Origin of the sequence: Shimia biformata, assembly GCF_016888515.1 — a bacterium.
Classification (GTDB): domain Bacteria; phylum Pseudomonadota; class Alphaproteobacteria; order Rhodobacterales; family Rhodobacteraceae; genus Shimia_A; species Shimia_A biformata.
In genome coordinates, this window is the sequence record NZ_JAFEJK010000001.1 from 464,823 (window position 1) to 488,926 (window position 24,104).

26 protein-coding genes are annotated in these 24,104 nt (G+C 59.7%); 15 read left to right on the forward strand and 11 right to left on the reverse strand.

Going from position 1 to position 24,104, the window contains the following annotated elements:
- Positions 1–9: 9 nt before the first annotated feature.
- Together JQ863_RS02145 and denD are read right to left on the reverse strand one after the other, a co-directional pair.
- Entirely contained in the window at positions 10–621 is a 612-nt protein-coding gene (locus JQ863_RS02145) for a ribonuclease D (protein WP_204112683.1), read from the reverse strand.
- An 87-nt stretch (positions 622–708) separates the two neighbouring features.
- On the reverse strand, positions 709–1,680 hold the full coding sequence (denD, locus tag JQ863_RS02150; protein WP_204112684.1) for a D-erythronate dehydrogenase: 972 nt from the start codon (positions 1,678–1,680) through the stop codon (positions 709–711).
- A gap of 217 nt (positions 1,681–1,897) precedes the next feature.
- Here denD and JQ863_RS02155 point away from each other — a divergent pair, with 217 nt between their 5' ends.
- The 5 genes from JQ863_RS02155 (at position 1,898) to JQ863_RS02175 (ending at position 7,754) form a co-directional block, all read left to right on the forward strand.
- Positions 1,898–2,737 carry a flagellar motor protein MotB gene (locus tag JQ863_RS02155; protein WP_204112685.1) on the forward strand — a complete coding sequence of 280 codons (840 nt, stop codon included), beginning with the start codon at positions 1,898–1,900 and terminating at the stop codon, positions 2,735–2,737.
- A 110-nt stretch (positions 2,738–2,847) separates the two neighbouring features.
- Complete coding sequence (locus JQ863_RS02160; protein ID WP_204112686.1) at positions 2,848–4,149, forward strand: flagellar hook protein FlgE; 1,302 nt, start codon at positions 2,848–2,850, stop codon at positions 4,147–4,149.
- A 34-nt stretch (positions 4,150–4,183) separates the two neighbouring features.
- Positions 4,184–5,644 (forward strand): flagellar hook-associated protein FlgK, encoded by a 1,461-nt coding sequence (gene flgK / locus JQ863_RS02165; RefSeq protein WP_204112687.1) that lies wholly within the window; start codon positions 4,184–4,186, stop codon positions 5,642–5,644.
- On the forward strand, positions 5,641–6,651 hold the full coding sequence (locus JQ863_RS02170) for a flagellin (protein WP_204112688.1): 1,011 nt from the start codon (positions 5,641–5,643) through the stop codon (positions 6,649–6,651). Before flgK ends, JQ863_RS02170 begins: the two co-directional genes overlap by 4 nt.
- A gap of 23 nt (positions 6,652–6,674) precedes the next feature.
- Positions 6,675–7,754, forward strand: coding sequence for a flagellar basal body P-ring protein FlgI (locus tag JQ863_RS02175; protein ID WP_239113192.1), 1,080 nt, complete (start codon positions 6,675–6,677; stop codon positions 7,752–7,754).
- Between the two features lie 97 nt (positions 7,755–7,851).
- On the opposite strand, the gene fliP is transcribed toward JQ863_RS02175, so the two are convergent.
- Genes fliP through fliF form a run of 4 tightly spaced genes read right to left on the reverse strand, consistent with a single transcriptional unit; the run spans position 7,852 to position 11,066 of the window.
- Entirely contained in the window at positions 7,852–8,577 is a 726-nt protein-coding gene (gene fliP, locus JQ863_RS02180) for a flagellar type III secretion system pore protein FliP (RefSeq protein ID WP_204112690.1), read from the reverse strand.
- Positions 8,574–8,858 carry a FliM/FliN family flagellar motor switch protein gene (locus JQ863_RS02185; protein ID WP_204112691.1) on the reverse strand — a complete coding sequence of 95 codons (285 nt, stop codon included), beginning with the start codon at positions 8,856–8,858 and terminating at the stop codon, positions 8,574–8,576. Before JQ863_RS02185 ends, fliP begins: the two co-directional genes overlap by 4 nt.
- A complete protein-coding gene (locus JQ863_RS02190; RefSeq protein WP_204112692.1) occupies positions 8,851–9,483 on the reverse strand; it encodes a FliH/SctL family protein in 633 nt (210 codons plus the stop codon). The genes JQ863_RS02185 and JQ863_RS02190 overlap by 8 nt, the downstream gene beginning before the upstream one ends.
- A complete protein-coding gene (fliF, locus tag JQ863_RS02195) occupies positions 9,480–11,066 on the reverse strand; it encodes a flagellar basal-body MS-ring/collar protein FliF (RefSeq protein ID WP_204112693.1) in 1,587 nt (528 codons plus the stop codon). The genes JQ863_RS02190 and fliF overlap by 4 nt, the downstream gene beginning before the upstream one ends.
- Positions 11,067–11,187: 121 nt before the next feature.
- On the opposite strand from fliF, the gene JQ863_RS02200 reads away from it, so the two are divergent.
- From JQ863_RS02200 to JQ863_RS02245, 10 genes are all read left to right on the forward strand, one after another.
- Positions 11,188–11,673 carry a flagellar basal body-associated FliL family protein gene (locus JQ863_RS02200; protein WP_204112694.1) on the forward strand — a complete coding sequence of 162 codons (486 nt, stop codon included), beginning with the start codon at positions 11,188–11,190 and terminating at the stop codon, positions 11,671–11,673.
- Positions 11,674–11,683: 10 nt separating this feature from the next.
- The gene (locus tag JQ863_RS02205) at positions 11,684–12,046 is read left to right on the forward strand and encodes a hypothetical protein (RefSeq protein ID WP_204112695.1); all 363 of its coding nucleotides are present in this window, start codon (positions 11,684–11,686) and stop codon (positions 12,044–12,046) included.
- Positions 12,043–12,621: a MotE family protein gene (locus JQ863_RS02210; RefSeq protein ID WP_204112696.1), complete on the forward strand. Its 579-nt coding sequence runs from the start codon at positions 12,043–12,045 to the stop codon at positions 12,619–12,621. The genes JQ863_RS02205 and JQ863_RS02210 overlap by 4 nt, the downstream gene beginning before the upstream one ends.
- Before the next feature lie 82 nt (positions 12,622–12,703).
- Positions 12,704–13,573 (forward strand): flagellar motor stator protein MotA, encoded by an 870-nt coding sequence (motA, locus tag JQ863_RS02215; RefSeq protein WP_204112697.1) that lies wholly within the window; start codon positions 12,704–12,706, stop codon positions 13,571–13,573.
- A 44-nt stretch (positions 13,574–13,617) separates the two neighbouring features.
- Complete coding sequence (locus tag JQ863_RS02220) at positions 13,618–15,741, forward strand: hypothetical protein (RefSeq protein WP_204112698.1); 2,124 nt, start codon at positions 13,618–13,620, stop codon at positions 15,739–15,741.
- A gap of 66 nt (positions 15,742–15,807) precedes the next feature.
- Entirely contained in the window at positions 15,808–16,596 is a 789-nt protein-coding gene (locus tag JQ863_RS02225) for a transglycosylase SLT domain-containing protein (RefSeq protein ID WP_204112699.1), read from the forward strand.
- On the forward strand, positions 16,596–18,677 hold the full coding sequence (flhA, locus tag JQ863_RS02230; protein ID WP_204115030.1) for a flagellar biosynthesis protein FlhA: 2,082 nt from the start codon (positions 16,596–16,598) through the stop codon (positions 18,675–18,677). The genes JQ863_RS02225 and flhA overlap by 1 nt, the downstream gene beginning before the upstream one ends.
- Complete coding sequence (locus JQ863_RS02235) at positions 18,674–19,444, forward strand: flagellar biosynthetic protein FliR (RefSeq protein WP_204112700.1); 771 nt, start codon at positions 18,674–18,676, stop codon at positions 19,442–19,444. Before flhA ends, JQ863_RS02235 begins: the two co-directional genes overlap by 4 nt.
- Positions 19,441–20,526, forward strand: coding sequence for an EscU/YscU/HrcU family type III secretion system export apparatus switch protein (locus JQ863_RS02240; RefSeq protein WP_204112701.1), 1,086 nt, complete (start codon positions 19,441–19,443; stop codon positions 20,524–20,526). The genes JQ863_RS02235 and JQ863_RS02240 overlap by 4 nt, the downstream gene beginning before the upstream one ends.
- Positions 20,523–20,948 (forward strand): hypothetical protein, encoded by a 426-nt coding sequence (locus JQ863_RS02245; RefSeq protein ID WP_204112702.1) that lies wholly within the window; start codon positions 20,523–20,525, stop codon positions 20,946–20,948. The genes JQ863_RS02240 and JQ863_RS02245 overlap by 4 nt, the downstream gene beginning before the upstream one ends.
- On the opposite strand, the gene JQ863_RS02250 is transcribed toward JQ863_RS02245, so the two are convergent.
- Genes JQ863_RS02250 through JQ863_RS02270 form a run of 5 tightly spaced genes read right to left on the reverse strand, consistent with a single transcriptional unit; the run spans position 20,936 to position 24,104 of the window.
- Complete coding sequence (locus tag JQ863_RS02250) at positions 20,936–21,442, reverse strand: flagellar basal body-associated FliL family protein (RefSeq protein ID WP_204112703.1); 507 nt, start codon at positions 21,440–21,442, stop codon at positions 20,936–20,938. The two genes, JQ863_RS02245 and JQ863_RS02250, sit on opposite strands and share 13 nt — an antisense overlap.
- Before the next feature lie 9 nt (positions 21,443–21,451).
- The gene (gene flgH / locus JQ863_RS02255; protein ID WP_204112704.1) at positions 21,452–22,177 is read right to left on the reverse strand and encodes a flagellar basal body L-ring protein FlgH; all 726 of its coding nucleotides are present in this window, start codon (positions 22,175–22,177) and stop codon (positions 21,452–21,454) included.
- Between the two features lie 7 nt (positions 22,178–22,184).
- Positions 22,185–22,598 (reverse strand): flagellar basal body P-ring formation chaperone FlgA, encoded by a 414-nt coding sequence (flgA, locus tag JQ863_RS02260; RefSeq protein WP_204112705.1) that lies wholly within the window; start codon positions 22,596–22,598, stop codon positions 22,185–22,187.
- Positions 22,598–23,383, reverse strand: coding sequence for a flagellar basal-body rod protein FlgG (gene flgG / locus JQ863_RS02265; RefSeq protein ID WP_204112706.1), 786 nt, complete (start codon positions 23,381–23,383; stop codon positions 22,598–22,600). The genes flgA and flgG overlap by 1 nt, the downstream gene beginning before the upstream one ends.
- A gap of 7 nt (positions 23,384–23,390) precedes the next feature.
- Positions 23,391–24,104 (reverse strand): flagellar hook-basal body complex protein, encoded by a 714-nt coding sequence (locus tag JQ863_RS02270; protein ID WP_204112707.1) that lies wholly within the window; start codon positions 24,102–24,104, stop codon positions 23,391–23,393.

Consider the following 24,104-nt stretch of genomic DNA (forward strand, 5'->3'; position numbering starts at 1 on the left):
GATCGGGCCTCAGTGGGCAAAAATGTCGGTTTCGGGCCAGCCCGCAAGGTCCAGCTTTGCCCGTGTCGGAAGGAAGTCGAAACAGGATTGCGCCAATTCGGTGCGGCCTTCGCGGTCCAGCCGCTCGTTCAGCTTTTCGCGCAGCTTATGAAGAAAAAGGACATCAGAGGCAGCATATTCCAGCTGCGCTTCGGTCAGCGTCTCGGCGCCCCAGTCGCTTTGCTGCTGCATTTTGGAGATGTCGGTTCCCAACAGTTCTTGCAACAGGTTCTTCAACCCGTGACGGTCAGTGTAGGTACGCACCAGTTTCGACGCGATCTTGGTGCAATATACCGGTGCCGCCAGTGCGCCAAAGGCGTTGTACATCGCGGCAATGTCAAACCGCCCGAAATGAAAAAGTTTCAGGACATTCGGATCCTCAAGCATCCGGCACAGGTTCGGGGCTTCGGTCTGACCGATTTCGACCTGCACGATATGGGCATTGCCATCGCCGCCCGACATCTGGATCACGCACAAACGGTCGCGATGGGGATTCAGTCCCATCGTTTCGCAATCGATGGCGACGACCGGACCAAGGTCCAGCCCGTCGGGAAGGTCGTTCTTGTAGAGGAAGTTGGTCATCCGCGGATCATGCCTTTTGTTTTCCTAGCCCAGATACGGCTTCGGACGTCATGTTTCAATGTCCGCGAGGTGTGACCCGTGGCCTTATTACGGTATGGCAATGTCGTCTTCGAGGAACCAGCGCACGGTGTCGTCGAAGCCTTCGTCGGCGACAAAACCCAGTTTCAACGCCTTGTCGGGACGGAAATGCGCACGCCAGCCCGTGACAATGGCAAAAATCGTCGGGTCCTCATTCCATGTGATCCGCGCCTCGGCTTCGGGTCCGGCGACACGAGTCATCGCATCAATCATCTGGCGCACCGTGTCGGTTCGACCCGGCAGGTTGAGATTGCGGTTCTGGCCAAAAAGTGCGCCGTCAATTTCCGCTGCATGAATCAGGTTTCGCGTTACGGTGCGCGGCGCAGTGTGCCAGATCGGAAAGTCGTCTTTCACTGGACAGTTCGCGGCCTCACCCTGCAAAGGTTCGCGGAAGATCGAGGACATGAAGGACGAGGCCGCCGTGTTCGGTTTGCCCGGCCGGATCGTCACCGTCGGCAGACGCAGTCCCCGCCCATCGATGAAGCCGCGCCGGGTCATGTCATTCAGCAACAGCTCTCCCATCGCTTTTTGTGCGCCATAGGACGTCTGAGGGTTCAATTCTACCCCGTCGGTGATCACCTCGGGCGCTTCGCCGCCGTGAACGGCGCAGGACGAGGTATAGACCAGAACCGGGCAGTTACCCTGCGCGCGCGCCGCGGCAAAGATCGCCAAGGTGCCGTCCAGGTTGACGCGCATGCCAAGGTCAAAATCCGCCTCGGACCCGCCGGACGCGATGGTGGCAAGGTGAAAGATGACATCAAACGGGCCGTGATCTGCAAACAGTGCATCGACCGCGTCTGCATCCGAAATGTCACAGGCCGTTGGCGTCACGACAAACCCTGCGTCGACACGGGCTGGCGTCGCAAGGTCGGCAAGCACCAGTTCCGAGACGGCTGCCTCCCGCAACCTGCCCGACCCGGCAAGTGAGCGCGCGATTTTCTGACCGATGAATCCCCCGCCCCCGGTGATCAAGATGCGCATGCCGTTCCCCTTCCGCCTCTGGTTTCGGGGCGAGTTTCGGGTTCCTTTGCAGATACGTCAACCGGGCGTTGCGGACGGGTTGCGAATATTCGCAGTAATTTCCAGCGCAGAGCCCATCACGGCCGAATTGAGGAAAACCCCAACAATTCTATCTGTTAACGCCCTCTAAATCCCGCGGCTGTTAAGTCTTGTCCCGGGTGAGTAATAGGTGGTGAGAATGGCAGGGCACAATGATGCCGCGCCGGTCATCATCAAGAAGAAGAAGGTCGTCGCCGGCGACGGGCACCATGGGGGGGCCTGGAAAGTGGCGTATGCGGATTTCGTGACCGCAATGATGGCGTTCTTCATGTTGATGTGGCTGCTGAACGCGACGACGGAAAAACAACGCAAGGGGATCGCGGATTATTTTAATCCGAACGTTCCGATCAACCGGATTTCGGGCGGCGGTGACGCGCTGTTCGGTGGCAAGTCCGTATTCGAGGACAGCACGCTGGCCAAAAACGGCACCGGCGGCCTGCCCCCGGTCACAATGGCTCCGCGCACCAAGGCGGACGTTGGCGCGCACCGTGTCGCCAACGAGGAAAGCGGACCCTCGGACAAGGCATTTGGCATGATCGAGGATTTTCTGATCGGCAATGGCGGTGAAAGCCTTGTCACTGACAACTTGATGAAACACGTGATCACACGCCAGACCGACGAGGGGTTGGTGATCGAGGTGTTCGACCTCGATGAGATGCCCCTTTTTGTCGACGGAGAGGCGCGCGCATTTCCAATTTTAGTCGATCTGATGCGGATGATTGCTGGCGCGGTCAATCTGGTGGCCAACGAAGTGGCCGTCGAGGGACACGTCCGGGCCGGGCCGCTGCCACTGGCCCAGCCCAAAAGCTGGGAGATTTCCGTCGACCGTGCCGACAGCGTGCGCCGGTTGCTGGAGGCCCATGGGTTGGACGCGTCCCGGATCGACCGTGTCACCGGCCATGCTGACCGCGATCCCGCCGACCTGACACCGATGTCGGTGCGCAACAACCGTATTGAGATCATACTTTTGCGAGACTGAAAGCCGGGGACAGAAAACAGTTCAAGTTTTAGCCGTTAGGGTCATGTTAAAGCCCCGCCCGGTATCTGTTGAATCGTCCCAGAAGGTCGATACAGCAGAAAGGCGTATTCATGACCATTTCATCCTCGCTGAATGCGGGTGTCGCCGGGCTTGCCGCCAACGCCAGCCGTCTTGCCGCAATCTCTGACAACATCGCGAACTCGGCCACCTATGGCTATAAACGCATGGCTTCGGATTTTCATTCCATGGTCATTTCGTCCAGTGGCGGCACGTACTCCGCCGGTGGTGTCCGAGTCACCAACCAGCGCCTGATCGACGAACGCGGGCCGCTTGTGTCGACCAGCAATGCCACCGATCTGGCGGTTCGCGGACGGGGTATGTTGCCTGTGGCCCAGGCCGCACAGGTGGGGCTTGGCAATGGCAACAGTCAGATGCTTCTGACGACGACCGGCTCTTTTCGAACCGACGCCCAAGGGTATCTGACCACTGAGTCCGGCCTGGTCCTGATGGGGTGGCCGGCGAATGCCGATGGCACCGTCCCCCCCTATCCGCGTGACACCAGCGATGGTCTTGAGCCGGTTCAGATCAACGTCAACCAGCTGACCGGTGAGCCGACCACGGCAATGTCGCTGGGGGTGAACCTGCCTGCGACGGAAACCGCGTCCACATCGGATGGAACCCCACGTGAACTGTCGGTCGAATACTACGACAACCTTGGCACGTCCAAGACACTGGCAGTTGAGTTCGTGCCGACGGTTCCGGCATCGGGGTCGTCCAATGAATGGACCCTGACAATCCGTGACAGCGCGTCCATGGGGGCAGTCGTCGGGGAATACACGCTGACATTCGATGACAGCCGCGCGTCTGGCGGAACGTTGGCGTCGGTCACCACAGTTTCGGGCGGCGCCTATGACCCATCCGACGGTTCGCTGTCGGTCAATGTTGCCGGTGGCCCGATGGAGATCAATATCGGACGCCTGGGCGCCAGTGACGGTCTCACCCAATTGTCCGACACTTTCGCGCCGCTCCAGATATCCAAGGATGGCTCGCCCGTCGGCAACATGACGTCCGTCGAAGTCGATGCAAACGGGCTTGTCCACGCGTTTTTTGACACCGGCATTACACGCACGATCTTCCAGGTGCCGCTTGTCGATCTGCCAAATCCCAACGGTATGGTCGCACTCGATCACCAGACCTATATTCCGTCACCGGAAAGCGGGTCCTATTTCCTGTGGGATGCCGGTGACGGACCAACCGGTGACATTGTGTCCTTCGCGAGAGAGGAGTCGGCAACCGACGTTGCAGGCGAACTGACGGATATGATCCAGACGCAGCGCGCCTATTCCTCGAATGCCAAGGTTATTCAGACCGTCGATGAGATGCTTCAGGAAACCACCAATATCAAGCGCTGACCCGGATAGCGGCCCCGCCGCGAGGTAGATCCATATGAGCATCACCGGAGCATTGTCCAACGCACTCAGCGGCCTGACCGCCTCGGGTAAGGCGGCGCAGGTCGTGTCGTCGAACCTGGCCAATGCCATGACCGAGGGTTTCGCCCGGCGCGAGCTTTCTCTTTCGGCGCAGAATTTCGGTGCGGCCTCGGGGGTCAGGGTCAACGGTGTCATGCGGGTCGTGGATGAACAGGTCGTGGCGGACCGCCGTCTTGCCGACGCCGATAGCGGTCACGCGGAACGGGTGCTGGATTTTTATACCCGGCTTGAGGAACTGACCGGCCTGCCGGGTGAAGACGGGTCGCTCTCGGATCGTGTCGCGGCCTTTCAGTCGGGTCTGATCACTGCGGCCAGCCGCCCGGATTCACACGACAGGCTGAGGGCCGCCGCGGACCGAGCCGTTGAAATGGTCAACACGTTTCAGCAGATGTCGGCCGGAATTCAAGACCTGCGGCAGCAGGCGGACCGGGACATCGGTGCCATGGTCGATCGCGTGAATACGTTGTTGGGCCAGGTGCAGGACCTGAACCAGCGCGTCACGGGCGCCTTGAACACAGGCGGCGATCCGGCTGCGCTTCTGGATGAACGACAGAAGGTGATCGACGCGTTATCAAGTTTCATTCCGATCCGGCAGGTGCCACGTGACAGGGGAGCCGTGGCGCTTTTTTCCACTGGCGGGTCGATCCTTTTGGACGGAACGGCGGCAACGCTGGGATTTCAGCGCACCAATGTCATTGAACCGCATATGACGGTTGGTGGCGGGCACTTGTCAGGTCTGACCGTGAACGGCGTCCCCGTGCGAACGGACTCAGACTCCGGCCCCCTGCGTGGCGGTGCGCTTGCCGCCGCTTTCGAAATCCGGGACGAACACTCCATCGCTGCCCAGTCGCAGCTTGACGCAGTGGCCCGTGACCTAATCGAGCGGTTTCAATCCCCGTCGGTGGACCCCAGCCTTGGCATCGGGGATGCCGGGCTTTTTACCGACGGCGGTGTGGCCTTTGACCCAGTGAATGAAACCGGGCTTGCAGGGCGTCTGGCGCTGAACGCCGCGGTCGATCCGGCTGCAGGAGGTGAGGTCTGGCGGCTACGAGACGGCATTTTGGCCGCGTCGCCGGGCGACTCCGGCAATGGCGCGCTCTTGCAGAACATGGTGAACGTGATGGATTTGCGTCGCGTGCCGACTTCGGGCGATTACGGTGGCGGAAACCAGACGCTGGGTACACTGGTTGGCAGCCACCTTTCGGGTATCGGTTCGTCACGCCTGACGGCGGAACGCGAACAAAGCTTTGCCGCCGCGCGGCTGGACAGCCTGACGGCGATGCAGCTTGAGGATGGTGTCGACAGCGATGAAGAGATGCAAAAGCTGCTTTTAATCGAACAGGCCTATTCCGCCAACGCCAAGATGATCCAGACCATCGACGAAATGATCCAGACATTACTGAGGTTGGGCGCATGAACCTGAACCGGATCGGCGACCTGGCCGAACACTTCGTCCTGCGCCGCCAGAATGTCGAGATGAAGCGGCAGCTGGGTGACCTGACCGCGGAAATGGCGTCCGGCAGGCGAAGCGACCTGGCGAACCCCTTGACCGGCGACTACACCTATCTTTCTGATATTGAACGATCGCTGCAATTACTGGCGGGGTTCAGCAACTCGACCCGCGAGGCGGCACTGCTCACGGATGCGATGCAAAACGTACTAGAGCTGGTGCAGACAACCACCACCGAGCTTGGCCGCAACACCCTTACTGTCGCGGGATCGCAGCTCACCACGGGATACGAGATCGCCTCACAGCGCGGGGTCGAGGACTTTCGCACCCTGGTATCGGCGCTGAACACCACACAGGCTGGACGGTCGCTTTTCGGAGGGACTGCGACCGGAAGAAACGCGCTGGCACCGGCCGACGAAATCCTGGCCGAACTGCGCGCTGTGACCAGCGGGTTGATGACCCCGGGCGATGTGGTCGCGGCGGTGGACGACTGGTTTCATGCGGCGGGTGGCGGGTTCGAAACCGTGGGATACATCGGCGCGACAGACAACCTGTCGCCGGCGCAGGTTTCCGGCGACACATGGGTCAATCTGGATCTGCGTGCCGATGACGGGCGTCTTCGCAATGTGCTGCGCGATACAGCTTTGATCGCCCTAGCCTCTGATCCGGTGGTGGGGTTTTCCACCTTGGTTCAGACCGAGGTGCTGAAAACGGGGGCAGAGGGCTTGATTGCCAACCAGGCCGACCTGACGCAGATGCGTGCGGGCGTGGGCAACGCACAAGAGCGGATCGAACACGCCCGCGTGCGCAATGAAGCCGAACGTACCGCGTCGGAAATGGCGCGAACCGAACTGATCGCGATTGATCCCTATGACACTGCGACCCGGCTGGAAAACGTCCAGACCCAGCTGGAAAGCCTTTATGCCGTCACCGCGCGCATGTCGCGCATGAGCTTGTTGGATTTCCTCAGATGACCCGAAAACTGCTAAGCTATTTGATGTTTATGTTTCTGATGCCTGCCACCCTTCTGGCTAACCCGGTCCGTATCAAGGATCTGGTCGAGGTCGACGGGGTCCGCGGCAATGACCTGATCGGCTATGGCCTGGTGGTTGGGTTGAATGGCACGGGCGACGGGTTGCGCAACGCCCCATTCACAGAAGAGATCATGGCCAATATCCTTGAACGCCTTGGGATCAACGTCACTGGTGAACAGCTTCGCCCCAAGAATGTTGCCGCAGTTTTCGTGACGGCCGCACTGCCGCCGTTTTCACGTGCGGGCAGCCGGATCGATGTCACGGTTTCGGCCATCGGGGACGCCAAAAGTCTGCTTGGGGGGACTTTGGTTATGACGCCGTTGAATGCTGCCGACGGACAGATCTATGCGGTCGCGCAGGGCACAATCATTGCCGGGGGTGTAGCCGTGGAAGGTGAGTCCAGCGCAGTTTCCAAGGGTGTTCCAACGGCCGGCGTTATCCCGGCGGGCGCGCGAGTCGAGCGTGAGGTCGAGTTTGAGTTCTCGTCGCTCAGCTCTTTGCGCCTTGCGCTGCGTGAGCCTGATTTCACTACCGCGGGCCGGATCGAGCAGGCCATCAACCGGTCCTTTGGTCGCCGCGTTGCCCTGATGCTGGATTCCGGCACGGTGCAGTTGGATATCACCGCAACCGGTATCGGATCGCCGGCCCATGCACTGGGGAGGATCGAGAATATCGGCGTCCAGCCTGAACGCCGCGCCCGCGTTGTCGTCGATCAGCGTTCGGGGACAATCGTAATGGGATCGGATGTCCGTATCTCTCGGGTTGCAGTTTCGCAGGGCGGGCTGACGCTGCGGATTCAGGAAACGCCGATTGTGGTTCAGCCCAACCCGTTTACCGATGGCGAAAGCGTGGTGGTGCCGCGCACGAACGCCAGCATTGAGGAGGATGCCGGGATCGGGCTGGCCGAGGTGCCGCCCGGAACATCGCTGAGCGAGGTGATCGCCGGACTTAACGCTCTGGGTGTGGCGCCGCGGGACATGATCGATATCCTGAAAAGTATCAAGGCGGCGGGTGCGCTTCATGCTGAATTCGTGGTCCGTTGACCTGGCACCAATGGCCGTGTCTGCACCGCTAAATGTGCGGTTTTTTCCCCATCGACCGGGTGCCGATGGTGCCCCTTTTCTTTGAGCTGAAACCTGGTCAAAAATAGCTTCGGACCAGGCTGCCTGCAATCAGGCTCCAGCCGTCAGCAATCACGAAGAACGAAAGTTTGAAGGGCAGTGAGACAATGGCAGGCGGTACCATCATCATGCCCATGGACATCAGGATCGCCGCCACCACGAGGTCGATGATAAGGAAGGGCAGGAAAATCAGGAACCCGATCTGAAAAGCGCGGCTCATTTCCGACAGAAGAAAGGATGGAACCAACAGTGAAAGCGGCGCCTCCGGGACAGGCGTGGAAACATCGAGACCGGGCCGTAGGTCGGCCATCGCCAGGAAGGTTTCTGCATCGGTGCGCGCGGCCATGAAGGTCCGAAACGGGCCGATCACCGCAGGGAATGCCTGCTCGGGCGTCATTTCCTCGTTCACGATGGGTGTGATGCCTTCGGACCAGCTTTGCTGAAACACAGGCTCCATCACGAAATAGGTCAGGAACAGGGCCAGCGAGATGATCAACATGTTCGGTGGCGACTGTTGCAATCCCAGTGATTGGCGCAGGATCGACAAAACGGTGACGACGAAGGGAAAGCAGGTCACCATGACGGCAAGGCCCGGAACCAGACTGAGCACCGTTATCAAAAGAAAAACCTGGATCGTGCGTGACGCCAGCGACCCATCGCCGCCAAGGGAAATGGAAATGTCCTGCGCTGCCACCGGAGACGCCAGCACCATGATCAGCCCAGTTACCCAAAGCGCGTGTTTCATCCGTCCATGCCCGTCAACCCGACGACTTCGGTTAGGCGGACTCCGATCTGACCGCTTTTTTCGCCGTCCAGTTCAACCAGTTCGCCCCGCGCAACGATCCGGTCGCCCACATAAAGGTCGACCGGGTCGTCGATCCGCCGATCCAGCGTTAGGATCGCATCGTTCTGAAGCGACAGAAGCTCTCCTATCAGCGGGCGGGCGCGACCGACGGCGACGGTGATCTCGACGGGCAGGTCGGAAAATGCATTGGCCGTCCGCGCCGATCCCTTTTCTTCAACCATAAGCGACATCCTTGTTCATTTGTGTCCCGTTGGAGTGAGGCATCCGCGCGGCGGTCTCGTCCTTCAGGCCGGTGACGGCGTTAACGATGTCCCTGGCAATGTCAGAGACATCCAGCGCACGTTCACGGCCGCCAAGCTGAAATTCGACCCGGCCCGGGGTCAGCGCAGGATCGGTCAGCACTTTGACCGGCAGGTCGGCACTGTCGGGAAGAGAGGACGACACGGCGTCCAAGTCATCCGGGTGCGCGCGGATGTGTGCCGGTTGGTCCGACTGTGATTCTGCCAGTGACAGCAATTCCGATTTGAGCCTTTCTCCCATCGTGGCGTGCAGGATGTCCGGAATGGCGGCTGCGACGATATCATCCAGAACGGATGTCACCTCTGCCATCATTGCGGCGTGTGCCTCGTGAAATGTGAAAGACAGGTCGCGCAGGTTCTGGGCCAGATCGTCGCTGACATTGGTGGCATTGTCGGACTTTGCCTTGATCGCGTCGTCCCACCCTGCCTTGTAGCCCTGCTCGAAACTGTCGAGGAGTTCAGATTCGCCAGCAGGTGCCCCGTCTGTCCCCTGCGTTTCTGGTGTCAAAGCCGTGAAGTCTTCAAGCAAATGCGCGATGGTACTCATGCTTTTTCCCTTTCGTCTTCCAGCCAGCTGCGCAGGATTTCGACGGTTTCCTCCTGCCGTTCTCCGATCATCGCGCGCAGGCGCTCGACCGGGTCTGTCTGCATGCTGTCTGGGTGGGCCACGGCAAGGGTGGGCGGAACGGGTTCAGGCATAGGTGTGATGGGGTCTTCGATCTCACCGTTAAGGGCGGGGGGACTTGGATCGGGTTCGGCCACGAGCGTGATCGGGGCCGAAAGCTCTGTCCGCCGTCCCAAAAGGATAGGCCGCAGAACAAATAGCCCAAGCACGAGCGCAACAAGTGCCAGGGTCGCCAGCTGGATCAGGTCGACGATCCTGGTTGAAAGATGGCCGAGAACTGACGTGGCGGCTTCGGTGCCCATCGGTTCGGTGATCGAAAATGGCATAGATTTAATCGTGATCACGTCACCGCGCGTTTCATCAAAGCCCACAGCCGAAGCCACCAATTCGCGCAGCGCCAGAAGCTCATCCTCGGGACGGGGAAGGGTGGACATGATCCCATCATCGCCGACGGTCTCAACGGAATTTACCAGGACCGCGACGGTGATACGCTTGATTTCCCCGGGCGCACGGGTGATTTCGCGACGGGTTTCCGACACCTCATAGTTCACACGCTCACGGGTCTGATTGTTTTCCTGGGACGAGTTCTTGTCGCCGCGCGCATCGCCGTCGGGCAGGTTTGACGCAACTGTCACCTGGGACGAACCGCTGTCACGCGCCTCTGTGCTGCGTTCTTCGGTGTCGGTGCTGATCGCGACCCGGCTGGCGGGATCGACAAGCTTTTCCTGGATCGATTCCGTTTGCGTCACACGATCCAGGCTGAGTTCAACAACCGCGTTGCCGGCCCCGACTCGGGCTTCTAGCAGGCGTTCGACCCGGCCACGCAAATCTTCGAGCCGCAAATCGCCAGCCCTCGGCGCAGTGGTCAATTCACCAGATTCGATAACATTGCCGGCGTTGTCGATGATGGTGACGTCCTGCGCCGCCAGTCCTGCAACCGCTGCGGCGACAAGGTGACGGAGCGCGCGCGCATGACCGGTTTCAAGCGCACCTCCGCGTGTGGACACGGCGACCGAAGCCGAAGGCGCTTGTTTCCCTCGAAACGGGCTACTGGCGCCATTGGCGATATGCACCCGGGCCGAGGTGATTGACGGGCTGGCGACAATGGTGCGCGCCAGTTCACCTTCTTTGGCGCGCCAGTACGCGGCATCGAACATCTGGGTCGTGGTGCCAAAACCATTGAGTGAATCAAGAAGTTCATAGCCCTTGCTGCTATTGGCTGGCAGCCCCTCGCTGGCTAGCGTCATGCGCAGCGAATCGCGTGCCGTTGCTTCGACAAAGATGGCGTCTCCTCGGATTTCGTACTGTTCGCCACGCTGTTCCAGCGCGCGGATCACCTCGCCCGACGCGCCTTCTTCCAGACCGCTGTATAGCAGGGCCATGCTGGGCCGCGCGGCCATCTGCGCAAGGCCAAGTATAGCTGCGAACATGAACAGCGTCGCCCCGATCACTGTCGCCCGGCGCCGCATGTCCCAAGTGGACCAGAGTTCGATCAGTCGTTGCACGACATTTCCCCGTGTTGTTGCCCCGCGTTCTGCGGGTCGGGCCTCACATTCTCCGATCAGCCTTAACAATCGGTTAGTGCCTGAGCGGTAAAAAAGGGTGAAACGAACCGGGAACAGAACAATGGACGATTCTCTGACGCATGATGAGGAGGCCCCGAAAAGGAAAAGCAGGCTGCCCCTGCTGGTCGGAGTGATTCTGGCGGTCGCCGGCGGGTGTGGCGGCTATCTCGCGGTGTCGAAAGGGGTTCTTGGCGGACATGCCAAGGACGACGCCAAGCATCAGGCCCATTCCCCCGATCCTATTGCGGACGTGGCTTTTCTGCCGGTGGACCAGATCGTCGTGACCCTGCCACGCTCGGCGACTGCGCGGCATCTTCGCTTTCGTGCGCAGCTTGAGGTCGCATCGTCCCACGCGCATGACGTCGAAAAACTGATGCCGCGCGTGGTGGATGTTCTGAACGGATATCTGCGGGCGCTGGATGGCGCGGATATCGAAGGCGACGGGGCGTTGATCCGGCTGCGGTCACAGATGCTTCGGCGGGTGCAATTGGTGACAGGTCCGGGGCGGGTGCGGGACCTGCTGATCATGGAATTTGTCCTGACCTGAAGGAGCAAGAATGGAACTGATATCGGATATTCTGCTGGCAGCAGGCGCGATTGGCGCCGGGGTCTATTGCTTTGTTCTTTCGCGACGGCTGAACAGATTCAACAACCTCGAGAACGGGGTTGGCGGCGCCGTGGCGGTCCTGTCGGCGCAGGTCGACGACCTGACCAAAATGCTGTCCACAGCGCAGGACATGGCCAAAGAGTCGACTGGTTCGCTTGGTGCCAAGACTGAGCGGGCTGAGGACGTGGCCCGCAGGTTGGAATTGCTTCTGGCCAGCATGCATGACCTTCCCGCCAACGACCTCGCCCCCGTCGAACCGGCCGCTCCGCCAGAGCCGGTCTTTGTTCACCACAGGACAGGAACGGACACATGACGCGGCGCAGAAACCGCAGCAGTCGCGGCACCCTGATCGTCGTCACTTTGTTTCTACTGTCCTCGGCGGCAATCCGGATCGGAAATGGGGCGGGTCAGGCGATTGCAAGGCAAGCCGACCCTGAAGAGGCACCCGCCAGCGCCGAGCCATCGCAATGCGAAACGGCCGAATCTCTGGCCCCGTTGATCGACCTGTTCAAGGAACGTGAACAAAAGCTTCTGACCGCTGAAAAGGCTATGTCCGAAAAGCAGAAGCTGCTTGAACAAGTTGAGGGTGAAGTCACCGCGAAACTAGCCGCGTTGGAATCGGCAGAACAGAGCTTGCGCGATACGATCGCGCTGGCTGAAACCGCCGCCGAGGATGACCTCAGCCAGCTGACGCAGGTCTACGAGGCGATGAAACCGAAGGAAGCCGCTGAATTGTTCGAAGCAATGGCTCCTGAATTTGCCGCCGGTTTTCTGGGGCGGATGTCGCCAGAGCGGGCAGCTGGGGTGCTGGCCGGCCTTAGCCCGGAGGCGGCATATTCCATCAGCGTCATTCTGGCAGCCCGAAATGTCGGGGCACCGACCGAGTGACTGGACGAAATCGACGTCACGCTCAGAAATTCTTAACCCGCCGTACGCCATTCTGCGGCCATGGCGAACAGGAGAGTGACCCGTGATTGGCATCGTTGGCATCGTGATGATCTTTGTAATGGTGTTTGGTGGTTACCTGGCTGCCGGCGGCAAGCTGGCAATCATTCTCAAGTCGCTTCCCTTCGAAATGGCGATGATCGGCGGAGCGGCGGTCGGGGCGTTCCTGATCTCGAACCAGGGCGCGGCGATCAAGCATACGTTGAAGGACTTGGGAAAGGTCTTCAAAGGGCCGAAATGGAAGCCCGACGACTATCGCGATCTTTTGTGTCTTTTGTTCGAGCTGATCCGTCTGGCGCGCGCAAACCCGGTTGCGATCGAGGAACATATCGAGGCGCCGGAAACCTCGACGATATTTTCACGCTATCCGCGCATACAGGCGGACCGTGAAGCGGTTGAACTGATCGCAGATACGCTGCGGTCAGCGGCCATGAACTATGACGACCCACACCAGGTCGAAGAGGTGCTTGAAAAGCGGATGGAGGCAAACCTCCACCACGCCCTGCACTCAAGCCATGCCCTGCAAACCGTGGCGGACGGGTTGCCCGCGCTGGGCATCGTTGCGGCCGTTCTGGGCGTGATCAAGACGATGGGATCCATCGACCAGCCTCCGGAAATCCTGGGAAAGATGATCGGCGGTGCGCTGGTCGGCACCTTCCTTGGCGTGTTCCTGGCCTATGGCCTGGTTGGTCCTTTCGCCGCCAAGGTCAAAACAGTTGTCGAAGAAGACAGCCATTTCTATCAGCTCATCCGTGAAGTGTTGGTCGCCAATCTGCACAACCATGCCACCAACATCTGTATCGAGGTCGGGCGCCAAAACACGCCCGCGCACTACCGCCCCGATTTTTCGGAGCTCGAAGAAGCCCTGAAAGCCGTCAAGCAGGCTGCGGCATGAGATCGCTTGTTGCCGCAATCTGGATAACGCTGGCATCGGCGGCAATGGCGCAGCCGATCGTGGTGAAAAGCGGTGAACATGATGGATTCACGCGGCTAGTACTGACTTTGCCGAGCGCGGACACAGAGTATGAATTGCGCGGGGTGGACACGACTTGGCAGGTGATCATACCCGGACATACCAACAGCTTCGACACGTCGTCGGTGTTTCAACGTATCCCACGCACCCGCCTTGCTGCGCTCGGAGTTAGCGGCGCTGAGGGATTGGACCTCGGCCTTGGCTGCGATTGTGACGTAAAAGCGTTCCGGCATGCCGGGACACATTTGGTGATCGATATTTCAGAAAGGTCCGGGGAGGCCCCCAGATCCAAGGAGTTGGCAGGATTTGTCCTTGGCGCCCGCGTCGATCCGCCTGCTTCGTTGCGATTCCAATTCCAGTCTCAGACTGCGGTACCGACAGTTGCAGACACCGCTGAGCGGACGAAAGATGTCGCGATGGCCGATCGCGTGTCGCAAGTAGGCTTTCAGGAGAAAATGGAACGGCAACTGCGGGTCAGTGAAGTCCAGAAAATTGTTCTCGATGGGTTGGCCCGTGCCGGAACAAGCGGGTTGTTGCGAGTGAAACCAACTGTTGCGACCGAAAGCAAGTCCCTCAAAAATGACATCGCGCCGCCGCATCCGTCAACAGTAGAACCAGATGATGAGATACCCGTTCGGCACCGACCGGTTTTTCCCAATGTCAAAGTCGAAAACAGCGTTGACCGGGCCCTCCGTGAGCAGGTCGCCAGAATGCAGGTGCCAGACACAACCTGTATTGACCCCGATCTTGTCGACATCGCCAAATGGAGCGATGGCCGCAGCCTCGCGCGGCAGGTCGCCGCCCTGAACGCCGAACTGACCGGTGAATTCGACCATCTGAATGACGCAGTGGCATTGCGGCTTTCAAAGACTTATTTGTTTTTTGGACTTGGTCAGGAGGCCCTTGCCGCGCTGAATTTGGTGCCAGCGTCGCGCGAAACGGCAATTCTGACAGAGCTGGCAACCGTTTTGGAGGGCCGCAACGAAGCGACCCCGATTCTGACGGGGCAGGCGCGTTGCGGGGATGGGGCCGACATTTGGTTTGCGTTGGCCGTTGACCAATGGCCCGAATACGCACGCCCAGCAGCCGACAGCATTCTGCGTGGTTTCAGCCGGCTTCCCGATCACTTACGCACCTATTTGGGGCCGCGTCTGGCCGATCGCTTCCGGGCCAACGGTGACCCGGAAACCTCAAGGTCGATCTTGCGGATTGCAATGCGCGACGGATCCGAACCCACGCCTGAGATGCAGCTTTCCAGTGTGGTCGCCAATATCGATGCACATCATGCCGGGGATAAGTTGCAGTCATTGGTTACTTCCGACCAATCAGTGTCGCCAAAGGCGTTGATGCATCTGATCGAAAACCACGTGCGATCCAAAAAACCGCTAGGCGCGGACCTGGCCGAGCTTGCGGGAGCCTACGCAGTCGAGTTTCAAAAAACCGAAATGGGGCCTGAACTGAGAAAAAGCCATGCGCTTGCGCGGGCTGCGTCCGGACAGTTCAGGCAGGCATTTTTTGTGGTGCGGGATATCGAGGCCAGGGATGGCAGTGTGGCGGCGCGTCAGGTTCGGGATCGGATTGCGTTTTTGATGGGCCAACACGCGGATGAGTTCGAATTGCTTTCGCTTGCCGTGTCAGAGGGACTTTTGCATCCAAATGTGCTGTCTGATGTGACCGCAAATCTTGTGGCCAAACGGATCCTCGGTGCAGGTTTTGCGAAGGCAGCCTGGCCCTTGGTTTCTGGCCCTGCGGCTGCGCATGTAATGCGTGAACGGCGCATTATCCGGGCGCAGGTGCGGCTTGCCCTTGAAGAGCCGGATCAGGCGCTTGTCGACCTGCTTGGTTTGTCCGGAGAAGATGCTGACATCCTTCGCCGGATGGCGCGCAAAAAACTGACCGGATCAGACAATGCGCCCCGAACCTGGCCCGATGAAAACCGACCGCAGAATGGCGCCGAGGAGTTCGCCGATATTGGGGATGGGTCGGATCAACCAAGCTTGCAGCTTCTGCGGGCCCTTGTCGACAACAGCGGCATATTTCGGAAAGACGCGGCCAAGGCAATCGAGGCGGCAAAAGCCTCCGGCGGCTAGTTTTGGCTGAAAGACCTCGGTCGCTAATACTTGGCTAACGCTTCTGAAGTAGTCCGATAGCAAGGGATGCAGAACGCATCGCCACAAGGCAGGAAGTTGATGACCGGGTTTTGCCAAACCATTTGCCTTTTGGGCGCTGTCGCCGCCGCCATTTGGCTGGGCTCCGGGACAAGCGTTGGGGCCGCTGGGGGCGGTATCTGCGATCAGGCAGCAAGCAATGCATCCCGCGAAACGGGTGTACCGCTCGAAATTCTGATGGCCGTCACCCGCGCCGAAACCGGCCGCAGCGTCAACAAGACACTCCAACCCTGGCCGTGGACCACAAATGACGCTGGCAAGGGGCGGTGGTTTGAAACTCGCGAGTTGGCCCAGGCACATATCCGGCGACAGCATTCTATGGGCTTGAAGAACTTTGATATCGGGTGCTTTCAGATCAATTTTCGCTGGCACGGCACGGAGTTTTCGTCGATCGAAGAGATGTTGGAGCCCGAAGCCAACGCCCTTTACGCCGCACGGTTCCTGGCTGAGTTGCAACAGGAAAAGGGCAACTGGGAAGACGCGGTTGCGGCCTATCATTCCCGCACACCAGAGCACGCTGACAGGTATCGAAAACGGTTCACCCGGATACTTTCCAGGCTTTCGGTTGATCCGGCACTGCCCAAGGCTGCACATTTTGCAAGCCACAATGCAAAGGCGGTGACCGGCGCGCAGAACGGCAGTCAGCCCGATGAAAAAAGGCGAAAAAACGCATTTCCCTTGATCCGTGCAACCGCCCACGCCCGTCCAGTCATGGGGTCTTTAGTGGCGTTGCCCGACACCAGCAAACCCGCCCTGATTTCTTTGGAGGGCGGATGATGTTGCAGCTGGGTAAACGGGTGGTTTTTACACCGACAATCATACTGGCACTGGCATTGATGGCGGTGATCGTCATGATGATTTTGCCCATGCCGTCATGGGTGCTGGACGTCGGTCTGGCCGGGTCTTTTGCCCTGGCTATCCTGATTTTCACCAAAACCCTGTTCATCGAAGAGCCGCTGGATTTCTCGTCCTTCCCGACAATTCTTCTGGCATCGCTGATGCTCCGGTTGTCGTTGAACGTGTCGTCGACGAAGCTGATCATCGGCCAGGGGCACACGGGCACGCATGCTGCGGGAGGAGTCATCCAGGGGTTCGCAAACTTTGTCATGGGCGGCAGCGTATTTCTTGGATTGGTGGTGTTCGGTGTGCTTCTGATCGTCAACTTCATGGTCATTACCAAGGGCGCCGCACGCATGGCGGAGGTTGGCGCGCGTTTTGCATTGGACGGAATGCCGGGCAAACAGTTGGCGATTGACAGCGACATGTCCGCCGGTGCGATCAATCACACTGAGGCAAAGGCCAGGCGTGAGAAAGAACAACAGGAAACCACCTTCTTTGGATCCTTGGACGGCGCGTCCAAATTCGTCAAAGGCGACGCTGTTGCCGGATTGTTGATCACCCTGATGAACTTGGTGATGGGGCTGGTGATGGGCGTAGCAGTTCATGCAATGCCCATTGGTCAAGCCTTTGAAACCTATGCGATCTTAACGGTCGGAGACGGCTTGGTTACCCAAATTCCGGCAGTCATCATATCGATCGCATCCGCCCTTCTTCTGGCACGTGGGGGCGCCAACGGATCGACCGACCTGACGCTCCTGCGGCAACTGGGAACGCACCCAAGTGCTTTGGCCACAGTGGCTGTTTTGATGGGTTTGTTTGCTCTGGTGCCGGGTTTACCCTTTTTGCCGTTCATCATGGGCGCGGCGCTGCTTGGGTTCGTGGCTTTTCGGTTGTCGGGAAATCCGGAGAGCGATGCAGGGTCGGACCAGACCGATATACCTCTGCCATCTGTTGATCCGACCATGGGTGACGTGTTGGAACTCGACGATGTCCACATTGAGTTCAGCCCGGACCTCGTGAACCTCGTGATGGATCCCGGCGTCGGTTTGGATGTGAGAATTGCCAATATGCGCACGCATGTTGCGCGGACTTATGGACTGATCCTGCCCGAGATTCGACTGACCGACGATCCAGCCCTGCCTGCGGGGCGCTATCGCATCCGTATCCAGGGATCGGCGGAGGCTGACGCGACTCTTCGTGCCGACCGGGTACTTGTGCTTCTGCCTGATGACACGGATGAGGCACCGGAAGGGTTTGATGTCGTCGAGCCTGTTTATGGCGCGCCGGCGCGCTGGATCACACCAGACCACCGGGAACAGGCCGAAATGGTGGGGCTGACCGCTGTAAGCGCGCCGGAAATTCTTGCCACGCACTTGCTGGAAACGATCAAGGCGAACCTTGACCGGCTGTTGTCGTTGCGTTCGTTACGACGACTTTTGGATGAGATGACAGGCCTGTCCGATCCCGGACGTGCCGAAGCCAACCGCCGCATGTTGGATGACCTTATTCCCGACAAGGTGCCAATGGATCTTTTGCATCAGGTCCTGCGGCTTTTGTTGCAGGAACGCGTATCCATTCGCAATCTGCCACTGATCCTTGAGGCGATTGCCGAAGCGCGCGCATTTCATGCCCAGCCCGAAAGCATCTGTGAACATGTGCGCAAGCGGCTTGGGTTCCAAATTGTCGCCGAACTGCGCCGGGCGGACGGGACCGTGCCGCTTTTACAGCTAGCGCCCGAGTGGGAAGAGACATTCCAGGGCTATCAGCTTGATGGTGATCGTGGCGGGCATGACGTGGCATTGCCGCCCGACCTTTTCAATCACCTGATCCGTAATGTTTCGGATGAAATCTCCAGAAATGGCGAGGCCGGTGTCACTCCCGCGATCGTGACGTCATCCCGTCGTCGCCGTTTCCTGCGCACGGTTCTCAGCGCCAAGGGTATTTCAAGCCCGGTCCTGTCGTTTGAGGAACTTGGGACCAACGTCCGGCCCGCGCTCGTCGGCGTGGTGGCCGCATGATTGCCCTTTTCGAGTGGCTGGGGGGGCAGGGCACGGCCTTTTGGCAAGACGCCTTTGCGGTGTTCCTGCGCGTCGGGGCCGTGGTGATGCTGTTTCCGGGATTTGGCGAACAGGTGGTTCCCGTCCGGTTCCGGTTGTCGATTGCGGTCGCGTTCACACTCGTTGTTCTGCCAGTGGTGGCTGAGCGCCATGACCTGTCGGAGATCCCAACCCTGCAACTGGTCGCAACAGAAACTTTTACCGGGTTGTTGTTTGGTGCCGGGCTTCGGCTGATGGCAATAGCTCTTCAAGCCGCAGGGGCAATCGCGGCGCAAGCCTCGTCCCTGTCCCAGCTTCTGGGCGGCGCGGCGACTGAACCGATGCCGGCAGTGGGCCACGTGTTTTTCTGGGGCGGGCTGGCTTTGGCCTTTGCGACTGGGCTTCATGTGAAAGCGGCGCAATACATGGTGCTGACTTATGACCTGATCGCGCCGGGTGCCTTCCCATCGGGCGAGATGGTGTCGAGCTGGGGGCTTCAGCAGGTTTCGGCATCGTTTTCGTTGGCGTTCCGTCTGGCGGCCCCATTTGTTCTGGCTTCGGCCGTTTACTACTTGGCGCTTGGCGCCATCAATCGCGCGATGCCCCAGCTGATGGTCGCCTTTGTCGGTGCCCCGCTGATCACTGGCGGCGCCCTGGTCATCCTGTGTTTCGTCACGCCGGCGATTCTGACGCTTTGGCTTGGAGCGCTTGATGGTCTTCTGTTCAATCCGGCGGAGCCAACAAGATGAGCCAGGACGACGACACCGAGAAAAGTCACGAAGCCAGCCAAAGAAAGCTGGACGAGGCACGAAAGCGTGGCGAGCTGGTCAAATCCACAGATGTATCTTTGGCGGCGGGCTATGCGGGGCTGCTTTTGGCATTTTTGGTGCTTGGTCAGCCAATGATGCTATCCGCTGGCCAGTTGCTTGCGGTACTTCTGGACCAGGCAGGCGCTTTGTCGGGCATGGTGTTTGCCGGAGCGCCAGCCCCAGTTCTGCGTTCCGTTCTTTGGCAAGTCCTCGGCTGGGCGTCCGGCCTGTTTGTCATACCCGCAATGGCGGTTCTTTTGTCACTGCTTGCACAGCGCGCCATTGTTTTTGCACCGTCGAAGATCGCCTTCAAAAGTCAGAGGATCGATCCGGTCCAGAATGCAAAAAACAAGTTTGGACGCAGCGGGTTGTTCGAGTTTGGAAAGAGTTTTGTCAAACTGATGGTCTATACGCTGAGTCTGACCGCGGTGCTTGTAAATCGCCTGCCTGAAATCGCGGGTGCGCAACAGGGCAGCCCGGGCATGATCGCGGCCTTGATGGGAAAGCTATGCGCCGAATTCTTGTTTGTGATCGTTCTGGTTTCAGCTGGCATCGCGGTGATCGACTATGTCTGGCAACGTTATGAACACTTTCGCAAGAACCGAATGTCCCGAAAGGAGTTGACAGATGAAGCAAAGGACGCGGAAGGCGATCCGCATCTGAAGCAGAGGCGCCGCCAGAAAGCCCAGGAAATCGCAATGTCGCAGATGATGCGCGATCTGCCCGGTGCCGATGTGGTGATCGTGAACCCGACACATTATGCCGTGGCGTTGAAATGGTCCCGTGATGCCGGTGAAGCGCCGCGGTGCATTGCCAAAGGTGTCGATGAGATCGCACTGCGTATGCGCGAGATCGCAAACGAAAACGGTGTCCCAATCCGAAGCGACCCTCCAACGGCGCGCGCGCTCTATGCGGAAACCCGGGTCGGGCAGGAAATCTCTCCTGATCACTACCGCGCAGTGGCGGCCGCAATCCGCTTTGCCGAACGGATCCGCCGCAAGTCGAAGGTGTGGCGCCCATGACGGATCTGGATGGGATCGAAGACGTGTTGCGGGCCCGTCTGGACATGGCCACAGCCCGGCTCCGTGACATCCAAACCCAAGAGTTTCGCTATCGGTCGCTTTTGCAGGAACTCTCAACACATGAGAAAACGGCTGCGATCGAAGCGATGCAGATGAGCGGATACAACGAAGCCGGACACGCTTTGGTTTGGGCGCAATGGGTGCAGGCTCGGCGTAACTGTCTGAACGCCGAACTGGCGACCATCATGGCACAAAAGTTGTCCCAGATGACCGCAACTGCGCAGGCATTCGGAAGGCTGGAGGCCGTAGAACAACTGCGCCGCGCCGAGCACGACAAGTACGAAACCGCGCGCGATCTGGCGCGGTCCGAAGCTTTGTTGGGGTTTGCTGCACTGCGCGTCAGCCGCGATTACGTATCCTGACGGGCGATATCGGTGATCAGCACGTCCCTGACAATGTCACCGGCCACAGACCGGGCCGCTTCACGCAGAGACATGCGCAGCACATCAAGGTTGCTGGAGTTGGTGAATGCCCCACGAAATCCACCCATGTTTGCGTGATCGAACATTTCCTGCAGAAGGGCGTCGCGCAACTTGGGCTCGAGCGAAAAGACGGTTTCATTGCCGCCATATTCAACTTCGAGGCTGACCGAGAGCAGAATCAGCGCGCTGACCACTTCATCGGTTACGACGGGAACAACGAATTGGTTGTTCAACTTGACGAACTCATGGTGGGATCCGTCTTTGTTCTTGCCGTCGGAGTTCTTTTCCTTGGTGCCGTGCTTGTCACCAACGTCCCCGCAGGGATCGATTTGCACGAATTCGGCGTCTGCCGGTTTCTTCAGGACTATGCCGGCCCCGACTCCGGCGCCAGTGCCCAGAAGGGCCAGAACAACGGGAAGAACTTTTGCCAACATCTCAGCGCCTCAGAACGGCAGGACCATGTCCAGCGCCTGCTGGCCATAGCGCGGTTGCTGGACATCCGTGATCTGGCCGCGTCCACCGTAGGACACGCGCGCCGACGCGATCTTGTCATAGGTGATCTGGTTCTGGCGCGACACATCTTCGGGGCGGACAAAACCGGTGACAAGCAATTCGCGCATTTCGAAATTGACCCGCACTTCCTGACTGCCCTCGATCGACAGGATGCCATTGGGCAAAACGTCGACAACGGTGGCGGCGATCCGCAGTGTCAGCTCTTCTTGCCGCCGCACCGCGCCGCTGCCGTTGCTTTTGCCCGATGAGTTCAGATCGATCGCCGGGTCAAGAGAACTGCCTTCGGGCATGTGTTGCCCAGCGACCTGAGGTATGCCAACCAGCGCGGGCACCGCCATCTTTTCCGAACCGGACCGTGATCGGTTGGTCTGGTTCGAGATCTTGGCCTCTTCGTCGATCTCGATCACCACGGTCAGGATGTCGCCGCGCTGCATCGCGCGACGATCCCCAAGAAGCGACTGCCGGTTCTTGCTCCAGAGCGACGCCTTCTCACGCGCGACCGGGCGGTCCGATGCGAGCGGGATCGGCGGGTTCATCATCGCGTAGTGTTCGCTGTTGTTCATTGTCGGGGTGAAAGACGGCGGTTTGCCGAAGTGGTCTGCGCGACTGCAGGCGGTTGTCACAAGCAGAACGCAAAGCATGATCTTTTGTTGCATCGAAACCTCAGTTTTCAACGTGAATGGAGCCGTCCGCCTGCACCAATCCGGTCACGGTCGTCCGGCTGGACAGGTTCATGACGCGGACCCGCTCGCCAGCACCGGCTCGCGCCAGTGATCGCCCCTCGGTTTGGATCGACAACCCGCCGCGGGCATAAATCAACGGCACGATCTGGTTGCGGACTACAAGTGCAGGCGGGCCAAGGTCACCGGGCAGGACGGGGCGGCCCGGGTAGATGGCGACGCGGGTTTCCAAACCGACCGCGAGTTCGGTCGCATTCAGGGTGCCGGGCACTGTCGCCGGGTCGAGCCGGACCATCGCCGGGGTGATGAGCGTGCCGGCACGGATGACGGTATTGGCGACCACGGTTTCGGCCAGCGCGGGCGCGACGCTCAGGATCAGGGCAACTATCCAGCGCATCACCGCACCTGCGCCGTTGTGCCAAGCATCTGGTCGGCGGCGGAAATCACTTTGGCGTTCAACTCGTAACCGCGCTGGGCTTCGATCAGATCGGTGATTTCACGCACCGCGTCTACGGACGAGTCTTCGAGATATCCCTGCCGCAACGCTCCAAGCCCGTCCTCGCCCGGTGTAGACAGAACCGGCGGACCCGAAGCTTCGGTTTCCAGGAACAGGTTGCTGCCGGTGGCCTCAAGCCCCATTGCGTTGGTGAAGCTGGCCAGAGTGAACTGGCCCAGAAGCTCGGCTTCCGTGGCGTCGACGAAATGGGCATAGACCTCTCCTTGTGTGTTGATCGAGATGCTTCTTGCGTCGGGCGGTATGGTGATCTCGGGCGCGATGCCATAGCCGTCCGAGGTTACGATCAACCCGTCTGGCCCACGCTTCAGCGCGCCGTCGCGGGTATAGGCCGACAGGCCCGACGGCAGGGTGACCTCGAAGAATCCAGCCCCCTCGATGGCAATGTCCAGGTCACCGCCGGTCTGGGTCAGCGATCCTTGGGTCAAGGTATAGGAAATCGCGGCGGGGCGGACGCCAAGGCCGACCTGAACGCCTGTTGGCAATACGCTGCCGTCTGCGGCCGAGATCGCGCCGGGGCGCTGAAGCTGTTGATAGTGCAGATCGGCAAATTCGGCGCGGCGGGCGTTGTAGCCCGTCGTCGACATATTGGCGAGGTTGTTCGAGATCGTATCAACCCGCATCTGCTGCGCGCTCATTCCGGTCGCGGCGATTTTGAGTGCTCGCATGGTTACCTCATCTTGTCAGTGACTTGATCGCGTTGCGGATTCGGTCATCCTCTTTGTCGAGGAACCCCTGACCCATTTCATAGGCGCGCTGGACTTCGATCATGCGCGCCAGTTGCGATACCGTGTCGACATTCGAGTTTTCGACAAACCCCTGAAGGATGCGGGCGTCGAAAACCGGGACCAGCTCACCGTCGGCGGTGAACGCGGTGCCGCCTGCACGGGTCAGCGTCTCGGGGCGTTCGGGAAGGAACAGGCCGATCTGCGCGATAGGTTGGCCGTCCGAACTGATCGTGCCATCGGTGCCCACGGCAAGATTGGTCGCATTCGGCGGCACAAAAATCGCTCCTCCGCCCGCATCGAGCACACGGAACCCTTCTGCGGTGACAAGGTCGCCAGCCGCGTTCGGGGAAAAACTGCCCGCGCGGGTCAGGCGGTCGCCCTCAGGCGTTTCGACGCGGAAAAAACCGGTACCTTCGATCGCGAAGTCAAATTGCCCGCCGGTCTGCTGCAGCGGCCCCTGCACATCCGAGATATGCCGCCCCCCAGCGGTGGCCATTGACAGCGACGGGCCGCCTTCGATCGCGCGGACATATTCAGAAAAGACCATCCCCTCCTGCCGGAACCCGGTGGTCGCGGCATTGGCGATATTGTTGGCGACAACGCTCATCTCGCGCATCAGCCCCGCCTGCCGGGTCAGGGTGGTATAGGTGGCGTTGTCCAT

What these genes read in the sequence shown, in the direction of transcription:
- JQ863_RS02145 (WP_204112683.1), bottom strand. Translation starts at nt 621, where the DNA reads ATGACCAACTTCCTCTACAAGAACGACCTTCCCGACGGGCTGGACCTT.
- JQ863_RS02200 (WP_204112694.1), top strand. Translation starts at nt 11,188, where the DNA reads ATGGACGATTCTCTGACGCATGATGAGGAGGCCCCGAAAAGGAAAAGC.
- JQ863_RS02175 (WP_239113192.1), top strand. Translation starts at nt 6,675, where the DNA reads ATGTTTATGTTTCTGATGCCTGCCACCCTTCTGGCTAACCCGGTCCGT.
- JQ863_RS02270 (WP_204112707.1), bottom strand. Translation starts at nt 24,104, where the DNA reads ATGGACAACGCCACCTATACCACCCTGACCCGGCAGGCGGGGCTGATG.
- JQ863_RS02205 (WP_204112695.1), top strand. Translation starts at nt 11,684, where the DNA reads ATGGAACTGATATCGGATATTCTGCTGGCAGCAGGCGCGATTGGCGCC.
- flgG (WP_204112706.1), bottom strand. Translation starts at nt 23,383, where the DNA reads ATGCGAGCACTCAAAATCGCCGCGACCGGAATGAGCGCGCAGCAGATG.
- fliP (WP_204112690.1), bottom strand. Translation starts at nt 8,577, where the DNA reads ATGAAACACGCGCTTTGGGTAACTGGGCTGATCATGGTGCTGGCGTCT.
- JQ863_RS02235 (WP_204112700.1), top strand. Translation starts at nt 18,674, where the DNA reads ATGATTGCCCTTTTCGAGTGGCTGGGGGGGCAGGGCACGGCCTTTTGG.
- JQ863_RS02185 (WP_204112691.1), bottom strand. Translation starts at nt 8,858, where the DNA reads ATGGTTGAAGAAAAGGGATCGGCGCGGACGGCCAATGCATTTTCCGAC.
- JQ863_RS02170 (WP_204112688.1), top strand. Translation starts at nt 5,641, where the DNA reads ATGAACCTGAACCGGATCGGCGACCTGGCCGAACACTTCGTCCTGCGC.
- JQ863_RS02160 (WP_204112686.1), top strand. Translation starts at nt 2,848, where the DNA reads ATGACCATTTCATCCTCGCTGAATGCGGGTGTCGCCGGGCTTGCCGCC.
- JQ863_RS02220 (WP_204112698.1), top strand. Translation starts at nt 13,618, where the DNA reads ATGGCGCAGCCGATCGTGGTGAAAAGCGGTGAACATGATGGATTCACG.
- flgK (WP_204112687.1), top strand. Translation starts at nt 4,184, where the DNA reads ATGAGCATCACCGGAGCATTGTCCAACGCACTCAGCGGCCTGACCGCC.
- JQ863_RS02190 (WP_204112692.1), bottom strand. Translation starts at nt 9,483, where the DNA reads ATGAGTACCATCGCGCATTTGCTTGAAGACTTCACGGCTTTGACACCA.
- flgH (WP_204112704.1), bottom strand. Translation starts at nt 22,177, where the DNA reads ATGCAACAAAAGATCATGCTTTGCGTTCTGCTTGTGACAACCGCCTGC.
- JQ863_RS02240 (WP_204112701.1), top strand. Translation starts at nt 19,441, where the DNA reads ATGAGCCAGGACGACGACACCGAGAAAAGTCACGAAGCCAGCCAAAGA.
- JQ863_RS02250 (WP_204112703.1), bottom strand. Translation starts at nt 21,442, where the DNA reads ATGTTGGCAAAAGTTCTTCCCGTTGTTCTGGCCCTTCTGGGCACTGGC.
- JQ863_RS02245 (WP_204112702.1), top strand. Translation starts at nt 20,523, where the DNA reads ATGACGGATCTGGATGGGATCGAAGACGTGTTGCGGGCCCGTCTGGAC.
- flgA (WP_204112705.1), bottom strand. Translation starts at nt 22,598, where the DNA reads ATGCGCTGGATAGTTGCCCTGATCCTGAGCGTCGCGCCCGCGCTGGCC.
- JQ863_RS02155 (WP_204112685.1), top strand. Translation starts at nt 1,898, where the DNA reads ATGGCAGGGCACAATGATGCCGCGCCGGTCATCATCAAGAAGAAGAAG.
- JQ863_RS02225 (WP_204112699.1), top strand. Translation starts at nt 15,808, where the DNA reads ATGCAGAACGCATCGCCACAAGGCAGGAAGTTGATGACCGGGTTTTGC.
- denD (WP_204112684.1), bottom strand. Translation starts at nt 1,680, where the DNA reads ATGCGCATCTTGATCACCGGGGGCGGGGGATTCATCGGTCAGAAAATC.
- flhA (WP_204115030.1), top strand. Translation starts at nt 16,596, where the DNA reads ATGTTGCAGCTGGGTAAACGGGTGGTTTTTACACCGACAATCATACTG.
- JQ863_RS02210 (WP_204112696.1), top strand. Translation starts at nt 12,043, where the DNA reads ATGACGCGGCGCAGAAACCGCAGCAGTCGCGGCACCCTGATCGTCGTC.